This is a genomic window from Sphingomonas sp. 179-A 2A2 NHS (assembly GCF_045371305.1).
Classification (GTDB): Bacteria; Pseudomonadota; Alphaproteobacteria; order Sphingomonadales; family Sphingomonadaceae; genus Sphingomonas.
Window position 1 is genome coordinate 267,918 of the sequence record NZ_JBIQDE010000004.1, and the last position, 21,774, is coordinate 289,691.

Sequence of the window (21,774 nt, forward strand, 5' to 3'; positions counted from 1 at the left end):
CGTCTCGCGGTTCACGATCGAAAGCCAGACGAGCATGGATGCCCGACACGAAGCGGACGAATATGAAACGCGGCTGGCAGATGTCATCAGCATGGTGCGCGTTGCTATCCGGCGTCGATGGCAGGTCCTCGTCGCTGTAACGGCGCTCGTGTTTGCAGCAGGCGCGGCGCTCGTGTCCTCCATGACACCGCAGTACACGTCAGTCGCGAAGATCCGGCTTGATCCCGCGCGCAATCCGCTTGCCAGCAATCCGAACCAGACGAGAGCCGAACTGACGCCAGAGGCGATCGAGACTGAAGTCACAGCGCTTCAATCGATGGACTTAGCGCGCTCGGTCGTGCGTTCGTACAAGCTGGGCAGCGATCCGGAGTTCACGGAGCATCTTTCCGACGAGCGCGCCTCGACAATCCTCACCAGCGACGCGGGCGCGAACGCTTGGGCGACGGCGGTTCTTGATCATCTGAATGTAGATCGAGAGAAGCTTACCTATGTCCTGAACGTCCGCTTCACCTCGGCCGACCGAGTCAAGGCTGCCACGCTCGCCAACGCGTTTGCCGATGGCTACATTGAATCGCGGATGAGCAACAAGGTCGGCACGGCCGCTCGGCAAAGTCAGTGGTTCCAGCAGCGCCTCGACGAGCTCGGCAAGGAAGCGCGCGACGCGGAGGCGCGAGCGGCGGACTTCCGCGCTCGCGCAGGCATCGTGGAGAGTAGTGGCACGAATAATTCTGCCGGCACCATCGCTGATCAGCAAGTGGCGCCGGTCGCAGGAAGCCTTGCTGCGGCCGAGTCCGATGCAGCGGCAGCGCGGTCGAACTTGGTCGCGGCTCGCGCCCAGGTGGCACGGGGCGGGCTGGATGCAGTATCGGAAGTGCTAGGCTCGCCGGTGGTCGCCGACTTGCGTCGCCAGCGGGCAGAAGTGCTTCGCAGCAAGGGCGAAGTGGAAGCTCGATATGGCGAGCGCCACCTGGAAAGCATCCGCGTCCGCGAACAGTTGCAGCAACTGGATGCCCAGATGCAAGCGGAAGCCGGGCGCGTCATGGGATCGCTTCAGGCCATGGCGGCAGCGGCGGAGGCACGTGCCGAGAGCCTGCGTTCGTCGTTGAAGGGGCTTGAGGTTCAGCGGGAGCGCACGACCCGAGACACTGTCGCCGCCGCGAGCCTTGAGCGTGAAGCAGCGGCAAAGCGCGCGCTGTTCGATAAGATGTCGCAAATGTCGCTGGAGAGCATGCAGGCGGCGCGTCTGTCGATCGCGCAGGCCGAGGTTATTGACCGCGCCGAGCCGCAGCCGCGACCTACCTCGCCCAACAAGCCGCTACTGTACGCGCTGTCGGCCATCGTCGCACTGGCGGTGGGCGCAGGGACGATCGGCTTGATCGAGACGATGAGCGGTGGGTTCCGTTCAGTCGAGCAGATCCAGGAGAAACTCGGTATCCCGGTGCTCGCCGCGGTTCCCAAGATACGCAAGAGCCAGAACCCAACGGACCTGATCTTGGAGCGGCCGACCTCGATGTTCGCGGAGTCCTTTCGTATCGCGCGCGCTGCGATCCTGGGAGTGAAGGGGACGGGCACGCCCAAGATCATTGCCATCACGTCCTCGTTGCCTGCCGAGGGCAAGACCACCTCGGCGGTTGCTCTCTCGCGCACCCTCGCGACATGCAACGCGCGGACGCTGCTTCTCGAGTGCGACGTCCGCCGCGCCGCGGTGCACCGGCTGGTGAGGACCCCCGCGCCCTCGATCGGCCTCGTCGAGGTGCTGCGTGGCGAGGCCAGCATAGATGAGGCAATCCAGTCTGGTGATGTGCCGAACCTGGACCAGGTGCTGGTGCTGAGCCCGTTCTTCTCGCCGGAAAACCTGTTCGGCGAGGGCCGCATGGAGCAACTGCTGGGCAATCTTCGTGACCGCTACGACCATATCGTGCTGGATCTGCCGCCGCTCATGGGCCTTGCCGACGGCCGGTTCCTGGCCGCACTTTCAGACGTGGTGGCGGTGGTGATCAAGTGGGGCAGTACGCCGGTAGCGGCGGCGACTTCTTCGCTGAACTTGCTGCGTACAGACGGCATCAATCCAGTCGGTGTCATCTGCACGCAGGTGGATCCCTCCGCCCGCTCCGTCGGCGGGCTGTATTACTATTCGAAGCAATATTCCGACTATTATCAGGATGCCTAGACTGGCGCTTCGTCTTGACTGAAACTTGCGCGTCCCTCAGTCGGCGACTGCTAGCGGCACCGGCCGATGTTAGCTGCCCTCCATCAGGATACAGATGCCGAAGGTGCGGCAGCGGGAAGTGAGTGGCGTTCCGGACGTCGGCATGCTTAGCGATGATCTAAAGTCACACTCCACATCCTTGGTATTGAAGGTGTAGACGCGAGCCGAGGCTGAGAGTCACCCGCTGCACGGGAAGGCGATGGGCGCTGCGGGGGTGTACGCCTATATCGTGTGCCGTTAGTTCTACGGGCAAGAAGTTCGTGGAGCGTTCCGGCGAGGACCGTGCGCGGCATCTAAGGTCATCAGCCGAGTCTCGGGTGGGGAAGACCGGCGCGTAGAACGTTCGCCACAGGCTATTATCTCGTATCGGCGTCGCGTCCTGCTGAATGGTGACAAAATCCATGTCGGCGACCCGTCGACGATCTCGACTTCGGACACCGACGTTGTGCCGCGCCTGAGGAGGTCGCGCGCGACTTAGAGATAGCGCGCCGCGGTTTCGTGGATGAGGGCTATCATGTTGGGGATGCCCTGGGTGCGGTTGGAGCTGAGCTGGGCTTTCAAATCGAACGGCGCGAGTGCTGCTTCGATGTCGGTTGCTGCGATCGCAGCTGGCGTCTGATCCTGCACCGTCTTCAGCACCAAGGCGATGATGCCCTTGGTGATTGCGGCGTTGCTGTCGGCCAGGAAGTGGAGCGTGCCGTCCTCGGCTCGGGTTGGGTAGACCCAGACCGATGCGGAGCAGCCGCGGACCAAGGTGGCGTCGGTCTTCAGTGCATCCGGCATCGGCTCGAGCGCGCGGCCCAGATCGATCAGCAGGCGGTAGCGATCGTCCGCATCGAGAAAATCATATTCGCTGTGGATGTCGGCGAGAACGGAGGCGGCGTCAGTCATCGGCGCTGCGTCTACCGCCTTGCGCCCGGGCGGGCAACGACGCCTAGAGATCGACGCCGGCGGCGATGGCTTCGAGCTTGCGGATCCGTTCCTTCAGATCCGCGATCTCGATCCGGGCGGTGGCGTTGCTGGGTGCGGCAGCTGCGCGTGAATCCGCGTCCTGCCGCAATTCCTGCTGCTTGAGCTGCAGCCAGCCGCGCCAGGCCGTGAGGACTGCCGAAACCAGGATCACGAGCCCGGCGAGCGCCGCCGATGCCATCGTGACATAGAAGCTCATGTCGGACATGATCATCTGCTCCGTTAGCGGTTACGCAGCTCTTCGATCTGACGGCTCAGATCGGCGCTGCCATGATTGTCGGTGATGACGCGCTCCAGGACGGCGATGCGTTCCTTGAGCTGGCGAATCTCTTCGCGGCTGGCGATCGCGTCGGCGGGCAGGGCGTGGTCTTCGCCAGCACGGCCCATGGCGCGGTACTTTTCCCGGGAGACCCGCGCGAGCGCGGTAATCAGCACGATCCCAAGGACCAGGAAAACGACGGACCAAGGCATCTGAAATCCTCTTCTTGCGCTGTTATTTTCAGTTCGGGCGGTCGGCCAGCGAGGGGCGATCGCGCAGCTGTTCGATCTGGTCGGCCACCAGCAGCCCCTTGTCCGTCACGATCCGTTCAAGGACGCGGACCCGCTGCTCCAACCGATCGGTATGGGCGGCATATTGCGCAGCCTTCTCGGCAGCCTGCGCATTGAGCGCGTCCACCATCTTCTCCTTGTGCTTCAGCCAGCGCTTGAACATGTCGCCACCTACGCCGAAGATCACCGGCAGGCCGACCACGATCATGAAGAACAACAGGACGAAGTAGCCCTTTTCCATTGGTCAGTTCCTTCAGTTCGCGCGGTCGCGCAGTTGTTCGATTTCCTGCGCCAGCAGGTGGCCGCTGTCGGTGACGATCCGCTCGACGTTCTGGAGCCGATCCTTCATCGCGCCGAGTTCGGCACGAAGCTGGCTGTTTTCCTGCGTCAGCAGCTTCACGCGTTCGACCGTTTCATCGTCCCGCTTGGGATAGAGCGCCTGCCCCCACTGGCCATCCAGTGGGTAGCCGCCCCTGATCCGCATCCAGGTGGTGGCGACCCAGCCAACGACACCGGCGATCCCGATCGTTGCGACGACCGGTGCAAGGGCGGAGAACAGCTGGATCTTTTCGGCAGCGGTCATAGACGTCGTTCCTTTCAGCGATTGCGCAGCTGTTCGATCTCGTGCGCCGTGCGGATGGCAGGATCGGTGGCGATCCGCTCAAGGACGGCGATCCTTTCCTCGAGCCGGCTGACCATCCCGGTCAGCCGGGCGTTCTCGTTGGTGAGGACCTCCACCTTGCGGGTGGCTTCCGGCGTGTCCTTGCCGATGTTGCGGCCCCAATCATCGCTGATCGAATAGCCGTGCTTGGCGCGGATCCAGTTGTTGATCAGCCAGGCCCCGGTGGCGATCGCCACGATCGCCAGCACAAAAAGGGTCCTCCGACGTGCATCGTCCGTCTCCTAACTCGCGCTATCTTCAGCGCAGGCGCTCGATCTCGTCAGCGAGCTGCGTGTTGCCGCTGGTGTAGTGCGTTTCGATGTCGGCGAGCCGGCGATCGAGTTCGCGGAACTTGGAGCGGACCTCCGCCGTGGTGCGCTTCGGATTGGAGCGCACGCCCTGCCAGAACTTCGCATCCTCAGGCGATCCGTAGAGGTTCGCCGGCCGATCCTGCGCCATCCAGCCGATCAGGAGATAGGCGATCAGCGTCCAGGGGAAGCCGCCGGCGAGGGTGAGGAGGATCATCGCGATCCGCACCCAGAGCACCTCGATCCCGGTATAGTCGGCGATCCCGGCGCAAACGCCCTTCCACTTGCGATCCTGACGGTTGAGGTAGAATTTCGTGCGGCTGTTGTCGGCCATCAGTTCCTCCTCTCGATGCGGTCTTCCAGCCGATAGTCAGGCTGCGAGCGGTAATCGGACAGGCCGGGGCGAAAATCGGGATTGTCGGCCGCGACGATGCGCTCGACGGTGTTGACCCGGTCCTCCAGGCGCTTGGCGAGCGAGTGAAGCTCGTCGAGCAACGCCTCGTCCTCGCTGGTCATCGACCCGGGGGCCTGCTTCCACTTCGTCACATAGTGCATGATCAGCCAGGGCAGCCCGATGAAGAGCATGCCCACGACGAAGATCGGTACGAGCACGTCGTCCATCTCAATTTTCCCCGTTGCTACGGTTGTTCATGCGCGCCTTGAGCGCGGCGAGTTCGGCATCCACCCGGTCGGCCGCCTTCAGCTCGGCGATCTCCTCGTCGAGGCTCTTGGGCAGGGCGCCCAGGCCCATGGCGTCGGCGCGGCCTTCGGCTTCGTCCACCTTGCGCTCCAGCATCTCGAAGCGGCTGAACGCCTCGTGAGTGCGCGGGCCGTTCCACATCTCGCGCAGGCGGCCACGGTTGGTGGCGCTTTCGAGGCGCGTGGCGATGTTGTTCTGCCGGGTGCGGGCCTCGCGCAGCTTGTTCTGAAGCTTCGCGATATCCTCTTCCGAGCTACGCAGCGTATCGTCGAGAACGGCGATTTCGGCGCGGAGCTGCTCGACCATGTCGGTCGCCTTCTGGCGCTCCATCAGCGCCGCCTTGGCGAGATCCTCACGATCCTTCGACAGGGCGAGCTCTGCCTTCTCGGTCCAGTTCGCCTCGATCTCGGACAGCTTTGCCATGTGGCGCCGCATTTCCTTGATATCCGCGATCGTGCGTGCCGCCGACGCCCGGACCTCGACCAGCGTCTCTTCCATCTCGAGGATGATCATGCGGATCATCTTCGCCGGATCTTCGGCCTTTTCGAGTAGCTCCGCCATGTTGGCGGCGACGATGTCGCGGGTTCGGGAAAAGATGCCCATCAACGAAACTCCTGGTGATGCCCTGTTATAGGCTTACCGCCGGGGCGGGGCGAGGGATAAGCGCCCGCCCCGGCGGCGTCGTTCACGCCATGACGCGAACGATGGTGGGGGCCGATCCCGTCTGGGCCGGGCCGACCGCGCCGAGCACCATGGTGGCGCTGAAGACGACGGTGCAGGCGATGGCGGCGAGGGTACGGCCGATCTGTGCGAACTGGGTCATGTGACTGCTCCTCTGAACCTGGTGTCTGTTTCCCGATTGCCGGGTTGCCAGGTGCTTTGCAGGGGGCGTGCCAATTTTCTGTGGAGGCGGCGCAGGCCAAGCACTTGATCCCGTGGGGTCTCAAAAAACCGAGTGAAAACACCGATGTGGAACGATCGGCGAGCGGTACCCGTGGCTACTCCAGGTGCTTTGGTGTCGCGAAACACGTCTTGCCAAGCATTGGGAAAATGCGCCAAGGGTTGGTTCAACGAGGTGGGTGATGGCGGAACGGGCGTCGCAGGTGATCGGGCAATCGGGGGCGTTCCTCGACGCGCTGGAGCGCGCGAGCCGCGCCGCCGCGCTCGATCGCCCGGTGCTGGTGATCGGTGAACGCGGGACCGGCAAGGAACTGGTCGCTGAGCGCCTGCATCGCCTTAGCCAGCGGTGGGACCAGCCACTGGTGATCATGAACTGCGCTGCCTTGCCCGAGACGCTGATCGAGGCGGAACTGTTCGGCCATGAGGCGGGCGCCTTCACCGGTGCGACCAAGGCGCGCGTCGGCCGCTTCGAGGAAGCGCATGGCGGAACGCTGTTCCTCGACGAGCTCGGCACCCTTTCAATGGGCGCGCAGGAGCGGCTGCTGCGGGCGGTGGAATATGGTGAGGTGACCCGGATCGGCTCCTCGCGCCCGATCCGCGTCGACGTGCGCATCGTGGCCGCGACCAACGAGCATCTGCCCGACAAGGTCGATCGCAACGAGTTTCGCGCCGACCTGCTCGATCGATTGTCGTTCGAGGTCGTGACACTGCCGCCGCTGCGCGCCCGCAAGAGCGACATCCTGGTGCTGGCGGACCATTTCGGCCGGCGCATGGCCGCCGAGATGGGCTGGAGCCATTGGGACGGCTTCGCACCGGCGGCGCAGGAGGCGCTGCGCGACTATCGCTGGCCGGGCAACGTGCGCGAGCTGCGCAACGTGGTGGAGCGCGCGGTCTATCGCTGGGACCGCGAGGGGCCGATCGAGACGATCGAGTTCGACCCGTTCCAGTCGCCCTATCGGCCGGGGAGTGGCGGGGCGCCGAGCGCGGCGACGCCGGCGCCGGCCTCAGCCCCCGTTTCAACGCAGCCGCAGGTGCCCAATGAGGGAGATGAGGTTGCGGCGTGCGATGTTGGGCCGTCGGACTTCAAGAGTCGGGTCGCGCTGTTCGAAAAGGAGCTGCTGTCGCGCGCGCTGGCGGAGAACCGGTTCAACCAGCGGGCGACGGCCGATGCGCTTGGCCTCAGCTACGATCAGCTGCGCCATGCGCTTCGCCGGCACGACATGATCGGGGCGAGCGGCTGAACAGCGGCCGCGCGGCGATCTGATCGGTTGCGTAACGAGGTCACCGGAGCCATTTGATCCTCGTCGCGTTCACTCGCGAACGCCAAAGGAGGATTTCATGGCTTTCGAACTCCCGCCGCTCCCGTACGATTATGACGCGCTGGAGCCGGTCATCTCCAAGGAGACGATGACCTACCACCACGACAAGCATCATGCGGCTTATACCGCCAAGCTGAACGAGGGCGTGGCGGCCGATCCGAAGCTGGAAGGCAAGTCGATCGAGGAAATCCTCGGCATGATCTCCCAGCTGCCGCCGCTGGTGCGCAACAATGGCGGTGGCTATTGGAACCACGACTTCTTCTGGAAGATCATGGCGCCCAAGGGCTCGACGCAGCCGTCAGGCGCGCTGAAGGACGCGATCGATGCGTACGGTGGCCTCGACAAGCTGAAGGAAGATTTCAACGGCAAGGGCGCGGGCCAGTTCGGTTCGGGCTGGGCCTGGGTGATCAAGGACGCCTCCGGCGCGCTGAAGGTGACCTCCACGCCCAACCAGGACAATCCGCTGATGGACGATGCCAAGGAGAAGGGCACGCCGATCCTGGGCAACGACGTGTGGGAGCACGCTTACTACCTCACCTACAAGAACGACCGCCCCGGCTACCTCAAGGCGTGGTGGGACGTGGTGAACTGGGACGAGGCAGGGCGCCGGTTCGACGCCGCCTGAGCGACCACGCGCAACGGTTTTTCGAAGGGGCGGCCTCGGCCGTCCCTTTTTTGCATTTGCGGGGCTTGCGCCGAAAAAAATGCCGGCTATAGACGCGCCTCCCGCAGCGTTCCCCGATAGCTCAGCGGTAGAGCTCTCGACTGTTAATCGAGCGGCCGTAGGTTCGAATCCTACTCGGGGAGCCACTTTCCACCCTTCGCGGTAAAGCAAATGCGTCAGCGACGAACGCGTCGCAGTGTGCGGGTGAGTCAACCCGATCGTGTTGTTCCATCGCCGTCTGGTGATGTGCGCGCACCGCGTCGCGGTCGGCGAAATGACGGTGATATTCTCCGTTGTTTGGTTGATCCTCCCTCGCTAGCGCCGCGCGCCCCATCCGAGGCGGATCAGAGCGAAAAACGGCGGGATAGCGGATTCGAACCTCAAGGCTGCCGCGGGAGAAAGGCGAAGGCGTTTCTGATCGTCGCAGCGACGCCGTGCTGGCAAGCGCCGCACGAAGGTGGAGGTCAGAGGCGGCTGATCGAGCCGAGTTCAGGAACGCTCAGTTCCTTTTCGAACTGCAGGCCGGCAAGGCCATCGCGCGACCAGCGAACCAGCCCGCGGCACTCGATCAGCGCCGTCAGCTGCAGCTTCACGTCCAGCCCCGTGGCGATTCGGCCGTCATGTACAATCTTGGCGCCGCGCTGCGATATGTCACGGAGGCGGACGACCTGCATGCCGAGCGGGCTGGTGCAAAGCACTTGCTTGTCGATCGGCAGCCGAAGCGGCCGTGTCTGCGGCGTGCGGACTTCGTCGCGCAAGCGCTTGAGGAGCGCTGCGCTGTCGATCGGCGCCTTGAACTTGAGGCCGCACTGGCCGGGGCGCACCCACACAACCTCGCCAGTAAGGGAGCAGGCCTCGGAGAGATCCACCGTTACGTCAGCACTCAGCCGGACTTCCAGATGCGTGGCGAGCATCAGTCCGTGGTCCGAAATGTTGACGACGCGCGCCAGACCGTGATCAGCGCCGGCGAAGACGCGTGCGACGCGGTACACTGTCTGCAAGCGGTTCTCCCCGCGGCGATCAGGGTCGCCGTCGGGCACACCAAGGGCTGAGTTCAGCGCCTCTTCGAAACTGTAGAACTCGTGACCCAAAGGGGTGCCTCCGAGAACGGCTATTGCAGGGGTGCCATAGGATGTAAAACGCAATGGGATGAACTCTATAACATTTTCCTCCGATCGCGCGGAACCAGCCAGGCCTCAAACGCCTTCTTCCCCCAAGGGGGTTCGCCTGAAGACGTGTTGTATGCAGAGCTGGTGTATTTCGAGGGCGCGTATTTTGCCCATATCGTGACGCGTGAGGAGTACCTCCGGTTGCGCAGGATTCATGAATCGCGCGGGAAGAGCAGGCCATGCCGGCGTCCGATCATGATGGTCGCGGCGGCGTGCTGATTATTGCGCGACGAACTCTCCGTCGCCCTCAGTGAGCGCGGAGGCTCTATGCGCGCTACTCCGGCTTGCTGGGGCTTTCCCCAAGGGGCCGCGAACAGTGGAGCGATCGCGGACTTCGGCGAGAAAACTCAATAACGATCGGTTGAACGCCTTGGTTTGCTCCCACGGGGCGAAGTGGCCAGCGCGGGGGAAGATCTGCAGCCGCGCGCGTGGGATGGTGCGGGCGAGATAGGCGGCGTGGTCGCTCTTGATGAACTCGTCGTTGGCGCCGGCGGCGACCATGATCGCGGGGCCTGTGATCATGCCGAGTTCAGCCGCCGTGTAGTTAGGTTCGGCGCGCAGCATAGCTTCGGCGGCGGCGTGTAGGGTTGGGAAGCCGTTGGGCGTCGGAGAGAGCGCTGCATAGTCGGCGAGGAGCAGCGGGCCGACCGTCTTCAGGATGGGCGCGTTGAAAGCGTCCGAGCGCACACTTTTCCGGTCCATGTTCGCGCCGAATGCGTAGACGGCGGTCAGCCGCTGCGGGTGGCGCATGGCGAGGATCAGCCCGATGATCGCGCCGTCGCTCCAGCCCACGATAGCCGTCCGACGCAAATCCAAACGGTCCATCACGGCTAGGACGTCCCGTGCCATGAGTTCGTAGCCAAGCGGGCGCGTGCCGAGCGCACTTCGGCCGTGACCGCGGCTGTCGATCAGGATGACGCGGTAGCCGGCAGCGACGAGGGCGGGGACCTGAAGGCTCCAGGTGCGGCTGCTGGCAGTGCCGCCGTGGAGCAGGATGATCGGCGGGCCCTGGCCGATCGTGCCGTACCAGATGCGCGCGGTTTCGTGTTCAACATGGCCTTGCAGCGGGAGGGGCGGCAGATCCGGGTAGCCGGGGAGCGGTCGAGCGGTGGCGGCCGTGGTGACGAGGACCAGGGCGAGAAGCGCTGCCACCAGCGAGTACATAGCAGCGCGAACTCGACAGATGATGGTCATCGCAATCCTTCCACCACGCTCGGGCGGGAAGCCCCGCATGAGCGGCGGTTGATTACGGTAGGCGCGCGTCAGCGGAAATGCGCGGGGCGTTGCAGTGGTAGGCGTTCAGATCAGGAGACGAACTGTTCCATGGTGATCCGATCGTCGAGCGCATGCTCGGGATCGAACAGGAGCGTAAGCTCTCGCGCACGATCGATGGCAATGTCGACTTCGGCGACCTCACGTACCTCGCGCTGGTCGGCCACCGCAGAGACGGGGCGCTTGCCCGGATCAAGCACCCGCAGCCTGATCCTGGCCTTGTCCGGCAGGATCGCGCCGCGCCAGCGCCGCGGGCGGAAGGCGCTGATCGGAGTAAGCGCGATCATTGCCGAGCCGAGCGGAAGGATCGGGCCATGGGCGGAGAGATTGTAGGCGGTGGAGCCGGCCGGCGTTGCGACGAGGATCCCGTCGCAGGCGAGTTCTTCCATGACGACGCGTTCGTTCACGCTGACCTCGAGCTTCGCGGTCTGACGTGTTTCGCGCAGCAGCGATACCTCGTTGATCGCGGGCATCGTGTGGACCCGCCCGTCGACGCCGATCGCCGTCATCATCAGCGGCGTCACCTTGAACGCACGCGCGTTGGCCAGTCGCTCATCCAGATCGTGCTGGCGCCATTCGTTCATCAGGAACCCGACGGTGCCAAGGTTCATGCCGAATACCGGCACCGCGAGGCGGCGCTGATCGAGCAAGGTGTGCAGCGTCTGCAGCATGAAGCCGTCACCGCCCAAGGCGATCACGACATCTGCCTCGTCGAGGGTGCACCAATCCCATGCATCGGCAAGCGCGGCGCGGGCCGCCTGGGCGGAGGCGGTAGGCGAGGCGACCAGTGCCCGCCGGGGATAAGCAGTCATCCGCCGGTGACACTCATGTGGCGGGCAACGGCCGGGGCGGCGCCCCGCTCAATTCGGAAATCGTGGCGGGCGGGCTTGCCGGCGATGCCAAGTCGGATCGCGTCGTCCAAGGCAGCCACGCCGCCTTCGCGCAGGGCAGCCTTGAGATCGACCTGGTCGTCATGGCCGAGACAGCTGTAGAGCTTGCCCTCCGTTGTCAGGCGTACGCGGTTGCAGCCATCGCAGAAGTTCGCGGTAAGCGGCGAGATGAGGCCGAGGCGGGTCTTGCTGCCCTCGACACGCCAGTAGCGGGCGGGGCCACCCGTGCCTGCAAGGTCGCGTGCCAAGGGAAATTTGGCGTCCAGATGATCAAAAACGGCGGTCAATGGCACGAAACGGTCGGTGCGATCCTCGTCAATGGCGCCCAATGGCATGGTTTCGATCAGCGTCAGATCATGCCCCTCCGCGATGCACCAATCGAGCATCGCCGGGATTTCTTCGTCATTGAGCCCCTTCAGGGCGACCATGTTGATCTTGACCGAAAGCCCTGCCTTCTTCGCGGCGGCGATCCCGCCCAGCACCTGTTCGACATCGCCATGGCGGGTGATGAAGCGGAAACGGTCGGGATCGCGACTGTCGAGGCTGACGTTCACGCGGCGCATGCCGGCGTCGACCAGCGCCTCGGCATGATCGGCGAGGTGCGTGGCGTTGGTCGTCATCGTCAGTTCGTCGAGCGTGTGGCCGACATGGGCGCCGAGCCGGCGCGTGAGATCGATGACGTCGCGCCGGACCAGCGGCTCACCGCCCGACAAGCGAATCTTGCGCACGCCGAAGCCGATGAAGCGTTCGGCGATGATTGCGATCTCTTCCAGCGCCAGCAACTTGCTGCGCGGCAGGAAGGTCATCTTTTCGGCCATGCAATAGCGGCAGCGAAGATCGCAGCGATCAGTGACGGAAATGCGCAAGTAACGGATCGTGCGGCCGAACCCGTCAACGAGATCGGTCGAAGGGCCGATCGAAGGGGCGGTCGCATCTCCCATAACGGAACAGCTAAGGGCTGAAAGGCGAGGGGACAAGAGCAGGCGGGCCGTTGCTGTGCCGGAAGGCGCAGCTTAACCCGAAGAAGTGGGAAAACTTTCAAGCCATACGGGCAATGTTGCCCTGGCGGCAGGATCCGAGGCGCTGGCGCCGATCGTGGAGGCGGCCGGGTGGCGCCTGATCGATAATAGCGCGGGCACCGGCGCGGATGTGCGCCTGGTGGATGCGCGTGACACGCTGGAGCAGATGGCGGGCGAGGATGCCGCCGCACTTGCCGAGCGAGCGGCGCTGCTGGCGATCGTGCGCGACGGCGAGGGCGCGGCACGCGCCTATGAGGCGGGCGCGACTCATGTGCTGAACGGTGAGGTCGACGCGGCGAAGCTTGGCCTTGCGCTGCAATTTGCGGGGCGGCACGCGCGGCGGCTGCGCGGCACCGGGCATGCGCGGCGGGCGGGAGAATGTGGCGACGGCGCGGTCGAGCGGTTCGTGACGGCGCTGAGCCACGATCAGGCGGCGACGGTGGCCGTGATCGCGATGAGCCGGTTCGACACGGTGAACGCAGCCTTCGGCCGGGAAGCAGGCGATGCGCTGCTGCGTGAAACGGGGGCGCGGATTGCGGCGGCGCTGCCGTCTGCGGCGGTGATCGAGCGTGACGAGGGAGCGCGCTTCCTCGTGGCGATGAAGGAGGATGAAGCGGACGCGGCAGTGCGAATCGCGACGATCGAGGCGGCGCTGACGCGGCGGTTCGCCATCGGCGCGGAGGAAGCGAACCTGGGCGTCCGGATCGGGGTGGCGCATCGCGGGGCGGGCGAAGCGGCGGCGATCCTGGTTCGGCGCGCGCGCGAGGCGCTGCATCAGGCGCTGGCCAGCGACGGGGCGAGCATTCGGGTGGCGCCTTCCGTCCATGCCGCGCATGGCCTGCGGCTGGCGGCGGACCTGCACCGCGCCATCGACCGCGACGAGATCGACATCTTGTTCCAGCCGCAAGTGGCGCTGGACGACGGGCGGATCACCGGGGTCGAGGCTCTGGCGCGGTGGGAGCATCCCGAGCATGGCGTGCTGGGCGCGGACACCTTGTTTGCGGCGGCGGAGCGCGCGGGCCTCGGCCTGGCGCTGTCCGAGCATATCCAGCGGCTCGCACTGACGATGGCAGCGCCATGGACCGGAGCACTCGCGGAACTGCGGGTGGCGATCAACGTGACCGCAGCGGACCTCGCGCGCGGCGATTTCACCGAGTATTTCCTGGCGCTGGTGGAGCGGAGCGGGATCGATCCCGCGCGGGTGACCGCCGAGGTGACGGAGAGTGGCTTCGTCACCGACCTGGAACTGGCGGCGGAGCGGCTGCAGCGGCTTCGCGAGGCGGGGCTGCGCGTGGCGATCGACGATTTCGGTACGGGTTATTCCAGCCTTGCCTATCTGAAGGCACTGCCGCTCGATTACCTGAAGATCGATCGCAGCCTGACGCAGGACATTGCCGGCGGCGACCGGGCGCGCACCGTGGTGCGTGGGGTGATCGCGATCGCGGCTGGCTTGGGCCTGGCGACGATTGCGGAGGGCGTGGAGGACGAAGAGCAACGATCACTGCTCGCCGCCGAGGGCTGCACCCTGTACCAGGGTTTCCTGTGCGCCGGGCCATTGCGCGAAAACGTGCTGGCGGCGCTGCTGGGGGAGGCATGATGATGATCCTGACGATCATGGCGCCGGTCGCGCTCGCAGCGAGCGCCGCGGCGACGCCTCAGGCGCAGATCGAGGCGGTGATGGCGGAAAGCTCGGCGGGATGGAACGCCGGGTCGCTTGACCGGTTCATGGCGGCCTATGCCGACGACGCAATCTACGTTGCCGGGCCGACGATCGCGCGCGGCAAGGCCGAGATCGCGGCGCGCTTTGCCAAGAGCTTCGTCGATCGCGGCAACAAGCGCGGGCGGCTGACCTTCCAGCCGATGGCGTGGCGGACGTTGAGCAACGTTCACATGCTGCTGGTGGCGCGGTGGACGCTGACGCCGGCGGACGGCAAGCCGGAAACGGGGCTGACCAGCCTGGTGTTCGAGCGGCGCAAGCCGGGCTGGCAGATCATTTCCGACCATAGTTCATGATCGGTCGCGGCCTGTTCGCCGCGGCGCTGATCGCAGGCGCTTCCTACACGATCGCCGCCTGGGCCGGGTGGAGCGGCCCAGCGGTGGTGGCGTGGAAGGGCGCTGGCGTGGCGCTGCTGGCCGGCTGGGCATGGCACGCCGCAGACACACGGGACGGGCGCCAGCTGGCGCTGGTTTTGGCATGTGGCGCCGCGGGTGACGTGCTGCTGGAGGCGGCGGGCCTGGTGGTGGGCGCGATCGCTTTCCTGATCGGGCATGTGATCGCGATCGACTTGTATCGGCGGCACGCGGGGCCGGGCGCTTGGCGGCTGATCGTTGGCTGTGCCGTAGTGGTGGCGGCGATTTCGGCGGCGTTGGCGCGTGATTTGGGCGTCGGGTTCTACGCGCTCGCGTTGGGTGCGATGGCTGCAGCAGCGACGGCGAGCCGGCTGCCGCGCCAGTTGGCGATCGGCGCGTGGCTGTTCGTCGCGTCGGACCTGCTGATCTTTGCCGAGCTTGGCCCCCTTCAGGAAAGCGCAGCGCCGCGGCTGCTGATCTGGCCGCTCTATTTCGCCGGCCAGGCATTGATCGCGCACGGCGGCGTCACGAGTTTGAGGCGCAATGAAAATCTACACCATCGGATATGAAGCCACGACGATGGCCGACTTTCTCGCCGCGCTGACGCGGGCGGGGGTGAAGCGGGTGATCGACGTGCGTGCGCTGCCGCTGTCGCGGCGGCCCGGCTTCTCCAAGTCGATCCTGGCGGCGACGCTGCGGGAGGCCGGGATCGACTATGTGCACCTGAAGGCGCTGGGCACACCCAAGCGCGGGCGCGACGCGGCGAAGAAGGGCGATGTCGTGACGTTGCGCGCGGTGTATGACGATCAGCTGGCGCTGCCCGAAGCGCAGGCCGCGGCGGCGCAGATGCGCGCGCTGGCGGCGGAGCTGCCTTCCGCCCTGCTGTGTTACGAGCGGGACCCCTGCCATTGCCACCGAACGCTGCTGTTGCAGGCGGAGGGCGAGGGCGCCGAGGTGGTCGACCTTTACACCTGAGCTACGAGACCCGCGGATAAGGTCAGGGCAGGGCGTAGCCGACGGTGGACTGGGCGATCAGCCGGTCCTCGCTGTCCTGCCAGATGCGAACATCGACGCTGGCGAGGCGGCGGCCGAGCTTCAGCAGGCGCGCGTCGGCGTAGATCGCGCGATGATTGCAGGCGCGAAGGAAGCTGATCGACAGCGCGTTCGTGACCGCCATCTGCTCCGGCCCATGATGCGCCGCGATCACCGCATAAGCGGCGAGATCGGCAAGCGTCATCAGCGTCGGGCCGGAGACGATATTCCCCGGCCGGAGCGTCGAGGCGTCGGGATCGAGCCGGATGCGCAAGTGGCCGGGCACCAGGCTGACCACTTGGCCCAGCTTCGACGGATCGCTGGACGGGAAGGCGGCGGTCAGGAACCCCGTCACCTCCGCCGGCGTGAGGCGGAGGGTGAAGGGCGCGGCGCCTGGGCGCGAGGGCAACGGGTCGCTCAACCGGTGACCGGAAGGCGAACGGTGCCGTCGTCCTCGCGCTCGAGCGGGCTGTAGGCCACGACCGTGTCGAGCGTGAGCGTGCCGTACAGGTGCGGGAAGAGTTGCCCGCCGCGGCTTTCCTCCCAGCGGATCTGATCGCCGAGCGCCTCAAGATCGACGGCGGCGACGTGGAGATCGTGCTGGCCGGCAAAATGCTTGTCGACCGTCTCGGTGAGCTGGGCGGCGGTGGAGAGGTGGATGTAGCCGTCCGCCACATCCACCGGCGCGCCGGCGAAGCTGCCGTCACGCTCCAGCACCGCCATCTGATCGGCGGTCAGGACTTTATAGGCGGTGACGGGCCGGCTCACTGCCCATCCTCCGGACCCGCGGCTGCATCGTCACCGACAATGGCGCCGGTGTCAGGCGCAGTTTCCGGCGCCGACAGGTCGGCGGCGACCGCTTCCTCTGCCGGGTTCTCGGGCTCCGGCTCCTCATCGATCCGCGCACAGCCCACGACATGTTCGTCGTCGCTGACGTTAAAGAGGCGCACGCCTGCCGAGTTGCGGCCGATGACGCGCAGGCTGGCAAGCGGCATGCGGATCAGCTTGGCCTGATCGGTGACGAGCATCAGCTGATCGCTCTTGCTCGCCGGGAAGCTGGCGACGACCGGGCCGTTGCGGGCGATATTGTCGATGTTGGTGATGCCCTGACCGCCGCGACCGGTGCGGCGGTACTCGAACGCCGACGACAGCTTGCCATAGCCGTTCGCACAGACGGTGAGGATGAACTGTTCGTGCGCGCGCAGGAATTCGAACCGGTCCATCGGGATCTGCGGCTCGCCGTCGCGCTCGGTCGCCTTCCAGGGGGCGAAGCGGAGATATTCCTCGCGCTCCTCCTGCGTGGCGCCCGTACGATGCAGGATCGAGAGCGAGATCACCTCGTCGCCGGGCGCGAGGCGCATGCCGCGCACGCCGGTGGAGTTGCGGCTCTGGAACTCGCGCACGTCGCTGCCCGGGAAGCGGATCGCCTTGCCCTGGCGGGTGGCAAGGAGAACGTCGTCATTCTCCTCCAGCAGCGCGACGCCGATCAGGCGATCGTCGGCATCGTCGCCTTCGAACTTCATCGCGATCTTGCCGTTCGAGGGCACGTTGGTGAATGCGTCCATCGCGTTGCGGCGTACGCTGCCCCGCGCTGTCGCGAACATGACGTGGAGCTTGCCCCATTCCGCCTCATCCTCCGGCAGCGGCAGAACGGTGGAGATCGTCTCGCCAGGCTGGAGCGGCAGGAGGTTGATCATCGGGCGGCCGCGGGTGTTCGCGCTGCCTTCCGGCAGGCGCCACACCTTCATGCGATAGACGCGGCCCAGCGTGGAGAAGAACAGCACCGGCGTGTGCGTCGAGGTGACGAACAGGCTGGTGACGGCATCCTCGTCCTTGGTTGCCATGCCGCTGCGGCCCTTGCCGCCACGTGCCTGGGCGCGGAACGCCTCGAGCGGGGTACGCTTAATATAGCCCTGCATGGTCACGGTGACGACCATGTCCTCGCGCTCGATCAGGTCCTCGTCGTCGATGCCGTCGGCGGCAGCGGCGATCTCGGTGCGGCGCGGGGTGGCGAAAAGTGCGCGAACCTCGGTCAGTTCCTCGCGCATTACCGCATAGAGCTTCACGCGGTCGGCGAGGATCGCGAGCAGCTCGGCGATCGATTCGGCCAGCGTCTTCAGCTCGTCGCCGATCTCGTCACGGCCGAGCGCGGTCAGGCGGTGGAGGCGCAGGTCAAGGATCGCGCGGACCTGGATTTCCGACAGGCGATAGGTGTCACCGGTAATCTCGGTCTCGACCGCCTCGACCAGCTTGATGTAGCCGGCGATCTCCGCAATCGGCCAATCACGAGCCATCAGCGCAGCGCGCGCCTCGGCGGGCGAAGACGAGCCACGGATCATCCGGACGACCTCGTCGAGGTTCGTCACGGCGATGACGAGGCCGAGCAAGATGTGCGCCCGGTCCCGCGCCTTCGCGAGTTCGAACTTCGAGCGGCGGGTGATGACCTGCTCGCGGAACTGGATGAAGGCGGCGATGATGTCGCGCAGCGGCAGCATTTCCGGACGGCCGCCGCGGATCGCGAGCATGTTGGCCGGGAAGCTGCCCTGTGCCGGCGTGTGACGCCACAGTTGGTTCAGCACCACTTCGGGCGTCGCATCACGCTTCAGCTCGATGACGACGCGAACGCCGTCGCGGTTCGATTCGTCGCGGACGTCGCCGATCCCTTCGATCCGCTTGTCCTTGGCGGCCTCCGCGATCTTCTCGACCAGCGCGTTCTTGCCCTGCTGGTACGGGATTTCGGTGAGGACGATCGACCGACGCTCGCCGCGGCCTTCCTCGATCACGTAGCGCGAGCGGACGATGATCGAGCCGCGGCCCGTCTCATAGGCGCTGCGCGCGCCCGCACGGCCGAGGATGACGGCGCCGGTCGGGAAGTCCGGCCCCGGCACGATTTCCATCAGTTCCTCGGTCGTAAGCGGATCACCGCCGCTGACCGCACGGTCGAGGTAGGCGAGGCAGGCGTCGATCACTTCGCCCAGATTATGCGGCGGGATGTTGGTCGCCATGCCGACCGCGATGCCGCCCGCGCCGTTGACGAGCAGGTTCGGGAAGCGGGCCGGGAGGACCGAGGGTTCGCTTTCCGAGCCGTCGTAATTCGGCTGGAAATCGACGGTATCTTTGTCGAGATCGTCCAGCAGGTAATCAGCGACGCGCGACAGGCGCGCCTCGGTGTAACGCATCGCGGCGGGCGGATCGGGATCCATCGAGCCGAAGTTGCCTTGGCCGTCGATCAGCGGCGCGCGCATCGACCAGTCCTGCGTCATGCGCGCCAAGGCGTCATAGATCGCGGTATCGCCGTGCGGGTGGTATTTACCGATCACGTCACCGACGATGCGGGCCGATTTGCGGTAGGGCCGGTTGTAGGTGAAGCCGCTTTCGTTCGCCGAATAGAGGATGCGGCGGTGAACCGGCTTCAGGCCGTCACGAACGTCGGGGAGCGCGCGCGCCACGATCACGCTCATCGCGTAATCGAGGTAGCTGGTCTTCATTTCCTCGACGATCGAGATCGGCGCAATGTCCGATGGGTCGGCGAGGACGGTCTCGTCGGTCAAAATGGTACCTTCGGTCTGGGATTCGTATCCCGGCCGATCTAGGACCCTGCAACCGAAAAGTCACGCGCGCGTACGCGTACGCGAGGACAGCTAAGGCCGCGAGTGCGCCGGCGCTAACCGAGGTAAGTGCGCGGCGCGCCCGTCGGTGCTTTGCTGCCCCCATATCTTCGATGATGGAGAGCAGAGATGGACAAGATTTCCGGGCTGATCAGCGAGCTGGAGCGTCGCGGGCGCAATGCGCCGACCCTTGCGGAAGGGCAGCGGCTGTTCATGGAGGCGGCGCGGCTGCGGCGCGAGCAGACCGCGACGCCGAAGGATCGGTTCGCGACACCCGTGCCGCGCAACTGATCCGGCGGGGACAAGGTTCAGGGCGCGATCTCGGTCCCGTCCCAGGCGAAGAACTTGCCGCTGTCCTGCGGCTTCAGGCCGTCGAGGACATCGAGGAGCTGGACCGCGGCACGGCCGGGCGTGAAGATGTCTCGCCCGGACTGCTGGAACGGCTGGCTCAGCCGGGTGTCGACGGTGCCGGGGTGGAGGGCAACGACGATGCCGCGATCGTTGCGGCGCTTGTCCTCCACTGCCAGCGTGCGGACGAACTGGTTGAGCGCCGCCTTCGAGGCGCGGTAGCCGTACCAGCCGCCCAGCCGATTGTCCGAGATGCTGCCGACGCGTGCCGAGAGGACGGCGAAGACGGACCGGCCGGATCTGGGCATGACGGGAAGGAAATGCTTGGCGACCAATGCGGGGCCGATCGCGTTGATCGCATATTGCTCCGCCAGCCAGGCCGGATCGAGATCGCGCAGGGCCTTTTCCGGGCCGCGCTCCCCGTCATGGAGCAGGCCGGTCGCAACGACGACCAGATCGGGCGTGCCGACGCTGGCGGCGGCTGCGGCGATGCTCGCCTCGTCCGTCAGGTCCAGCTCCGGCCGCGAGAAACGTCGTACGGTGGCATCTTCTTCCGCCAGCGCATCCGCCAGCGCTGCCCCGATCCCGCCCGAGGCACCGATGATTACTGCATTCATGGAACGGCCGGCTAAGCCGCTGGACCATTACGTTCAATGTCCATTCAGCGCGATTCCTTGATGCGGCCTTGCAACCGGATTAAGCGCCGGACGTAACACGTCACGCCTCAAGGAGAGCAGTTTCAATGAAGAGCATTTCCAAGGTCGCGGTTGCAGCCGCTCTGACGGCAGGTGTGGCGGGCATTGCCGTTTCCACCCCCGCTGCTGCCGCAAAGGAAAAGAAGCAGGAGCAGAAGGGCCCGGCCCTGAAGTTGAGCAAGGAAGTGCAGGGCCCGGCATCCGCCGCCCAGACTGCACTTGGCACCAAGGATTTCGCGACGGCTGCCGCCCAGCTGGCGACCGCGCAGGCCGCAGCGAAGACCGACGACGACCGCTATATCGTCGCGGCGCTGCAGCTGCAGATGGAAGCGACCAAGATCCAGGACGCGCGCGCGGCCAATCAGCCGGTGAGCGAGGAGGGCCTGAAGGCGCCGCTCGATGCGCTGATCGCCAATCCGAAGACCCCGGCAGTAGACCTGCCCAAGTATAACTACCAGCGCGGCATCATGGCGGCGAACGCCAAGGATTCCGCCAGCGCGATCCAGTTCTTCCAGCGCGCCCAGCAGCTTGGTTACAACGATCCGAACCTGACGCTGCAGATGGTGAAGATCCGCATGGATTCCGGTGACATCGCCGGCGGTTCGGCGGAACTGGAGAAGGCAATCGACGCGCAGATCGCAGCCGGCCAGAAGCCGTCCGAGGAACTGTATCGCTACGCCATCGCCAAGACCAACCAGAAGAAGATGGGCCCGCAGACCGTGGGCTGGATCAAGCGCTACGTCGTCGCTTACCCGACCGCCAAGAACTGGCGCGACGGGATCGTCACCTATGGCATGACGCAGTCGAGCGCGGTGACCTTGGACAAGGCGCAGAAGGTTGACCTGTACCGCCTGATGCGTGCGACCAAGTCGCTCGCCGACCAGTATGATTACGAGAATTACGCGCAGTGGACCTATGACATGGGCCTGCCGTACGAGACCAAGACCGTGCTGACCGAAGGCAAGGCCGCAGGGAAGATCCCGGCGAGCAGCGCGTCGGCCAACGACCTGCTGAAGGTGGCGAACCAGGCAATCGCCAACGAAGGTTCGCTGGCGCCGAGCGAAGCCAAGGCAAAGTCGGGCGCGAACGGCCGCGTCGCGGCGAACACCGGTGACGCGTATCTTGGCTCGGGCAATTACGCCAAGGCGATCGAGCTTTATAAGGTTGCGCTGCAGAAGGGCGGCGTCGACGCGGACACGGTGAACACGCGCCTCGGCATCGCGCTGGCGAATTCCGGCGACAAGGAAGGCGCGAAGGCTGCGTTCGCGCAGGTGAAGACCGCGCCGCGTGCGGACATCGCTTCGCTGTGGACGCTCTATCTCGACAACCCGCCGACCGCCTGAGCGGCCGGCTACCGACGAGACGGGAAGGGCGGCCTAGGCCGCCCTTTTT

Annotated in this window: 27 protein-coding genes and 1 tRNA gene; 10 read left to right on the forward strand and 18 right to left on the reverse strand. The window is 65.6% G+C overall.

Going from position 1 to position 21,774, the window contains the following annotated elements:
- The first annotated feature begins 34 nt into the window (after positions 1-34).
- Positions 35-2,170, forward strand: a complete 2,136-nt coding sequence (locus tag ACH0AE_RS10715; protein WP_294444125.1) for an AAA family ATPase — start codon at positions 35-37, stop codon at positions 2,168-2,170.
- Between the two features lie 513 nt (positions 2,171-2,683).
- Here ACH0AE_RS10715 and ACH0AE_RS10720 read toward each other — a convergent pair.
- The 10 genes from ACH0AE_RS10720 to ACH0AE_RS10765 form a co-directional block, all read right to left on the reverse strand.
- The gene (locus tag ACH0AE_RS10720; RefSeq protein WP_294443770.1) at positions 2,684-3,100 is read right to left on the reverse strand and encodes a SufE family protein; all 417 of its coding nucleotides are present in this window, start codon (positions 3,098-3,100) and stop codon (positions 2,684-2,686) included.
- A gap of 43 nt (positions 3,101-3,143) precedes the next feature.
- Positions 3,144-3,386 (reverse strand): hypothetical protein, encoded by a 243-nt coding sequence (locus ACH0AE_RS10725; RefSeq protein ID WP_294443834.1) that lies wholly within the window; start codon positions 3,384-3,386, stop codon positions 3,144-3,146.
- A 14-nt stretch (positions 3,387-3,400) separates the two neighbouring features.
- Positions 3,401-3,649, reverse strand: coding sequence for a hypothetical protein (locus tag ACH0AE_RS10730; RefSeq protein ID WP_294443771.1), 249 nt, complete (start codon positions 3,647-3,649; stop codon positions 3,401-3,403).
- Between the two features lie 28 nt (positions 3,650-3,677).
- Positions 3,678-3,968, reverse strand: a complete 291-nt coding sequence (locus ACH0AE_RS10735) for a hypothetical protein (RefSeq protein ID WP_294443773.1) — start codon at positions 3,966-3,968, stop codon at positions 3,678-3,680.
- Positions 3,969-3,980: 12 nt separating this feature from the next.
- On the reverse strand, positions 3,981-4,310 hold the full coding sequence (locus ACH0AE_RS10740; protein WP_294443775.1) for a hypothetical protein: 330 nt from the start codon (positions 4,308-4,310) through the stop codon (positions 3,981-3,983).
- Positions 4,311-4,324: 14 nt separating this feature from the next.
- On the reverse strand, positions 4,325-4,597 hold the full coding sequence (locus ACH0AE_RS10745) for a hypothetical protein (protein ID WP_406875735.1): 273 nt from the start codon (positions 4,595-4,597) through the stop codon (positions 4,325-4,327).
- A 49-nt stretch (positions 4,598-4,646) separates the two neighbouring features.
- Positions 4,647-5,030, reverse strand: a complete 384-nt coding sequence (gene pspC / locus ACH0AE_RS10750; protein ID WP_294443778.1) for an envelope stress response membrane protein PspC — start codon at positions 5,028-5,030, stop codon at positions 4,647-4,649.
- Positions 5,030-5,317, reverse strand: a complete 288-nt coding sequence (pspB, locus tag ACH0AE_RS10755) for an envelope stress response membrane protein PspB (protein ID WP_294443779.1) — start codon at positions 5,315-5,317, stop codon at positions 5,030-5,032. The genes pspC and pspB overlap by 1 nt, the downstream gene beginning before the upstream one ends.
- 1 nt (position 5,318) lies before the next feature.
- Complete coding sequence (pspA, locus tag ACH0AE_RS10760; protein ID WP_294443782.1) at positions 5,319-5,999, reverse strand: phage shock protein PspA; 681 nt, start codon at positions 5,997-5,999, stop codon at positions 5,319-5,321.
- A gap of 82 nt (positions 6,000-6,081) precedes the next feature.
- Complete coding sequence (locus tag ACH0AE_RS10765) at positions 6,082-6,219, reverse strand: hypothetical protein (RefSeq protein WP_294443785.1); 138 nt, start codon at positions 6,217-6,219, stop codon at positions 6,082-6,084.
- 259 nt (positions 6,220-6,478) lie between these two features.
- Here ACH0AE_RS10765 and pspF point away from each other — a divergent pair, with 259 nt between their 5' ends.
- From pspF to ACH0AE_RS10780, 3 genes are all read left to right on the forward strand, one after another.
- Positions 6,479-7,537: a phage shock protein operon transcriptional activator gene (gene pspF, locus ACH0AE_RS10770; protein ID WP_294443787.1), complete on the forward strand. Its 1,059-nt coding sequence runs from the start codon at positions 6,479-6,481 to the stop codon at positions 7,535-7,537.
- Positions 7,538-7,634: 97 nt separating this feature from the next.
- Positions 7,635-8,240 (forward strand): superoxide dismutase, encoded by a 606-nt coding sequence (locus ACH0AE_RS10775; RefSeq protein ID WP_294443788.1) that lies wholly within the window; start codon positions 7,635-7,637, stop codon positions 8,238-8,240.
- Positions 8,241-8,350: 110 nt separating this feature from the next.
- Positions 8,351-8,425 (forward strand) — tRNA-Asn (locus ACH0AE_RS10780).
- A 318-nt stretch (positions 8,426-8,743) separates the two neighbouring features.
- Here ACH0AE_RS10780 and ACH0AE_RS10785 read toward each other — a convergent pair.
- The 4 genes from ACH0AE_RS10785 to moaA all read right to left on the reverse strand — a co-directional run bounded on the left by ACH0AE_RS10785 (position 8,744) and on the right by moaA (position 12,551).
- Entirely contained in the window at positions 8,744-9,319 is a 576-nt protein-coding gene (locus ACH0AE_RS10785) for a PilZ domain-containing protein (protein WP_406875759.1), read from the reverse strand.
- A gap of 348 nt (positions 9,320-9,667) precedes the next feature.
- On the reverse strand, positions 9,668-10,600 hold the full coding sequence (locus ACH0AE_RS10790) for an alpha/beta fold hydrolase (RefSeq protein WP_406875736.1): 933 nt from the start codon (positions 10,598-10,600) through the stop codon (positions 9,668-9,670).
- A gap of 152 nt (positions 10,601-10,752) precedes the next feature.
- Positions 10,753-11,532, reverse strand: a complete 780-nt coding sequence (locus tag ACH0AE_RS10795) for an NAD kinase (RefSeq protein WP_294443792.1) — start codon at positions 11,530-11,532, stop codon at positions 10,753-10,755.
- The gene (moaA, locus tag ACH0AE_RS10800) at positions 11,529-12,551 is read right to left on the reverse strand and encodes a GTP 3',8-cyclase MoaA (RefSeq protein WP_294443794.1); all 1,023 of its coding nucleotides are present in this window, start codon (positions 12,549-12,551) and stop codon (positions 11,529-11,531) included. The genes ACH0AE_RS10795 and moaA overlap by 4 nt, the downstream gene beginning before the upstream one ends.
- A gap of 85 nt (positions 12,552-12,636) precedes the next feature.
- On the opposite strand from moaA, the gene ACH0AE_RS10805 reads away from it, so the two are divergent.
- Genes ACH0AE_RS10805 through ACH0AE_RS10820 form a run of 4 tightly spaced genes read left to right on the forward strand, consistent with a single transcriptional unit; the run spans position 12,637 to position 15,674 of the window.
- Entirely contained in the window at positions 12,637-14,226 is a 1,590-nt protein-coding gene (locus tag ACH0AE_RS10805; protein WP_294443795.1) for a bifunctional diguanylate cyclase/phosphodiesterase, read from the forward strand.
- Positions 14,227-14,228: 2 nt separating this feature from the next.
- Positions 14,229-14,642 carry an SgcJ/EcaC family oxidoreductase gene (locus ACH0AE_RS10810; RefSeq protein ID WP_294443798.1) on the forward strand — a complete coding sequence of 138 codons (414 nt, stop codon included), beginning with the start codon at positions 14,229-14,231 and terminating at the stop codon, positions 14,640-14,642.
- Positions 14,639-15,268 carry a lysoplasmalogenase family protein gene (locus ACH0AE_RS10815; RefSeq protein ID WP_294443799.1) on the forward strand — a complete coding sequence of 210 codons (630 nt, stop codon included), beginning with the start codon at positions 14,639-14,641 and terminating at the stop codon, positions 15,266-15,268. The genes ACH0AE_RS10810 and ACH0AE_RS10815 overlap by 4 nt, the downstream gene beginning before the upstream one ends.
- On the forward strand, positions 15,243-15,674 hold the full coding sequence (locus ACH0AE_RS10820) for a DUF488 family protein (protein ID WP_294443801.1): 432 nt from the start codon (positions 15,243-15,245) through the stop codon (positions 15,672-15,674). The genes ACH0AE_RS10815 and ACH0AE_RS10820 overlap by 26 nt, the downstream gene beginning before the upstream one ends.
- Before the next feature lie 22 nt (positions 15,675-15,696).
- On the opposite strand, the gene ACH0AE_RS10825 is transcribed toward ACH0AE_RS10820, so the two are convergent.
- From ACH0AE_RS10825 to gyrA, 3 genes are read right to left on the reverse strand one after another with little or no spacing between them, the layout of a single operon-like run.
- Positions 15,697-16,140, reverse strand: coding sequence for a PaaI family thioesterase (locus tag ACH0AE_RS10825; protein WP_294443803.1), 444 nt, complete (start codon positions 16,138-16,140; stop codon positions 15,697-15,699).
- Positions 16,141-16,148: 8 nt separating this feature from the next.
- Positions 16,149-16,454, reverse strand: coding sequence for a DUF952 domain-containing protein (locus tag ACH0AE_RS10830; RefSeq protein WP_294443837.1), 306 nt, complete (start codon positions 16,452-16,454; stop codon positions 16,149-16,151).
- A 41-nt stretch (positions 16,455-16,495) separates the two neighbouring features.
- Positions 16,496-19,282, reverse strand: a complete 2,787-nt coding sequence (gene gyrA, locus ACH0AE_RS10835; RefSeq protein ID WP_294443804.1) for a DNA gyrase subunit A — start codon at positions 19,280-19,282, stop codon at positions 16,496-16,498.
- A gap of 186 nt (positions 19,283-19,468) precedes the next feature.
- On the opposite strand from gyrA, the gene ACH0AE_RS10840 reads away from it, so the two are divergent.
- Positions 19,469-19,630: a hypothetical protein gene (locus ACH0AE_RS10840; protein ID WP_294443807.1), complete on the forward strand. Its 162-nt coding sequence runs from the start codon at positions 19,469-19,471 to the stop codon at positions 19,628-19,630.
- 17 nt (positions 19,631-19,647) lie between these two features.
- Here ACH0AE_RS10840 and ACH0AE_RS10845 read toward each other — a convergent pair whose 3' ends face one another.
- A complete protein-coding gene (locus ACH0AE_RS10845; RefSeq protein WP_294443809.1) occupies positions 19,648-20,304 on the reverse strand; it encodes an SDR family NAD(P)-dependent oxidoreductase in 657 nt (218 codons plus the stop codon).
- Positions 20,305-20,429: 125 nt separating this feature from the next.
- Here ACH0AE_RS10845 and ACH0AE_RS10850 point away from each other — a divergent pair, with 125 nt between their 5' ends.
- Positions 20,430-21,725, forward strand: coding sequence for a tol-pal system YbgF family protein (locus ACH0AE_RS10850; RefSeq protein WP_294443811.1), 1,296 nt, complete (start codon positions 20,430-20,432; stop codon positions 21,723-21,725).
- The last annotated feature ends 49 nt before the right edge of the window (positions 21,726-21,774 follow it).

What these genes read in the sequence shown, in the direction of transcription:
- moaA (WP_294443794.1), bottom strand. Translation starts at nt 12,551, where the DNA reads ATGGGAGATGCGACCGCCCCTTCGATCGGCCCTTCGACCGATCTCGTT.
- ACH0AE_RS10845 (WP_294443809.1), bottom strand. Translation starts at nt 20,304, where the DNA reads ATGAATGCAGTAATCATCGGTGCCTCGGGCGGGATCGGGGCAGCGCTG.
- pspA (WP_294443782.1), bottom strand. Translation starts at nt 5,999, where the DNA reads ATGGGCATCTTTTCCCGAACCCGCGACATCGTCGCCGCCAACATGGCG.
- ACH0AE_RS10715 (WP_294444125.1), top strand. Translation starts at nt 35, where the DNA reads ATGGATGCCCGACACGAAGCGGACGAATATGAAACGCGGCTGGCAGAT.
- ACH0AE_RS10815 (WP_294443799.1), top strand. Translation starts at nt 14,639, where the DNA reads ATGATCGGTCGCGGCCTGTTCGCCGCGGCGCTGATCGCAGGCGCTTCC.
- ACH0AE_RS10820 (WP_294443801.1), top strand. Translation starts at nt 15,243, where the DNA reads ATGAAAATCTACACCATCGGATATGAAGCCACGACGATGGCCGACTTT.
- pspB (WP_294443779.1), bottom strand. Translation starts at nt 5,317, where the DNA reads ATGGACGACGTGCTCGTACCGATCTTCGTCGTGGGCATGCTCTTCATC.
- ACH0AE_RS10810 (WP_294443798.1), top strand. Translation starts at nt 14,229, where the DNA reads ATGATCCTGACGATCATGGCGCCGGTCGCGCTCGCAGCGAGCGCCGCG.
- ACH0AE_RS10740 (WP_294443775.1), bottom strand. Translation starts at nt 4,310, where the DNA reads ATGACCGCTGCCGAAAAGATCCAGCTGTTCTCCGCCCTTGCACCGGTC.
- pspC (WP_294443778.1), bottom strand. Translation starts at nt 5,030, where the DNA reads ATGGCCGACAACAGCCGCACGAAATTCTACCTCAACCGTCAGGATCGC.
- ACH0AE_RS10735 (WP_294443773.1), bottom strand. Translation starts at nt 3,968, where the DNA reads ATGGAAAAGGGCTACTTCGTCCTGTTGTTCTTCATGATCGTGGTCGGC.
- ACH0AE_RS10795 (WP_294443792.1), bottom strand. Translation starts at nt 11,532, where the DNA reads ATGACTGCTTATCCCCGGCGGGCACTGGTCGCCTCGCCTACCGCCTCC.
- ACH0AE_RS10730 (WP_294443771.1), bottom strand. Translation starts at nt 3,649, where the DNA reads ATGCCTTGGTCCGTCGTTTTCCTGGTCCTTGGGATCGTGCTGATTACC.
- ACH0AE_RS10830 (WP_294443837.1), bottom strand. Translation starts at nt 16,454, where the DNA reads ATGGCGGTGCTGGAGCGTGACGGCAGCTTCGCCGGCGCGCCGGTGGAT.
- pspF (WP_294443787.1), top strand. Translation starts at nt 6,479, where the DNA reads ATGGCGGAACGGGCGTCGCAGGTGATCGGGCAATCGGGGGCGTTCCTC.
- ACH0AE_RS10725 (WP_294443834.1), bottom strand. Translation starts at nt 3,386, where the DNA reads ATGTCCGACATGAGCTTCTATGTCACGATGGCATCGGCGGCGCTCGCC.
- ACH0AE_RS10850 (WP_294443811.1), top strand. Translation starts at nt 20,430, where the DNA reads ATGAAGAGCATTTCCAAGGTCGCGGTTGCAGCCGCTCTGACGGCAGGT.
- ACH0AE_RS10775 (WP_294443788.1), top strand. Translation starts at nt 7,635, where the DNA reads ATGGCTTTCGAACTCCCGCCGCTCCCGTACGATTATGACGCGCTGGAG.
- ACH0AE_RS10765 (WP_294443785.1), bottom strand. Translation starts at nt 6,219, where the DNA reads ATGACCCAGTTCGCACAGATCGGCCGTACCCTCGCCGCCATCGCCTGC.
- ACH0AE_RS10720 (WP_294443770.1), bottom strand. Translation starts at nt 3,100, where the DNA reads ATGACTGACGCCGCCTCCGTTCTCGCCGACATCCACAGCGAATATGAT.
- ACH0AE_RS10840 (WP_294443807.1), top strand. Translation starts at nt 19,469, where the DNA reads ATGGACAAGATTTCCGGGCTGATCAGCGAGCTGGAGCGTCGCGGGCGC.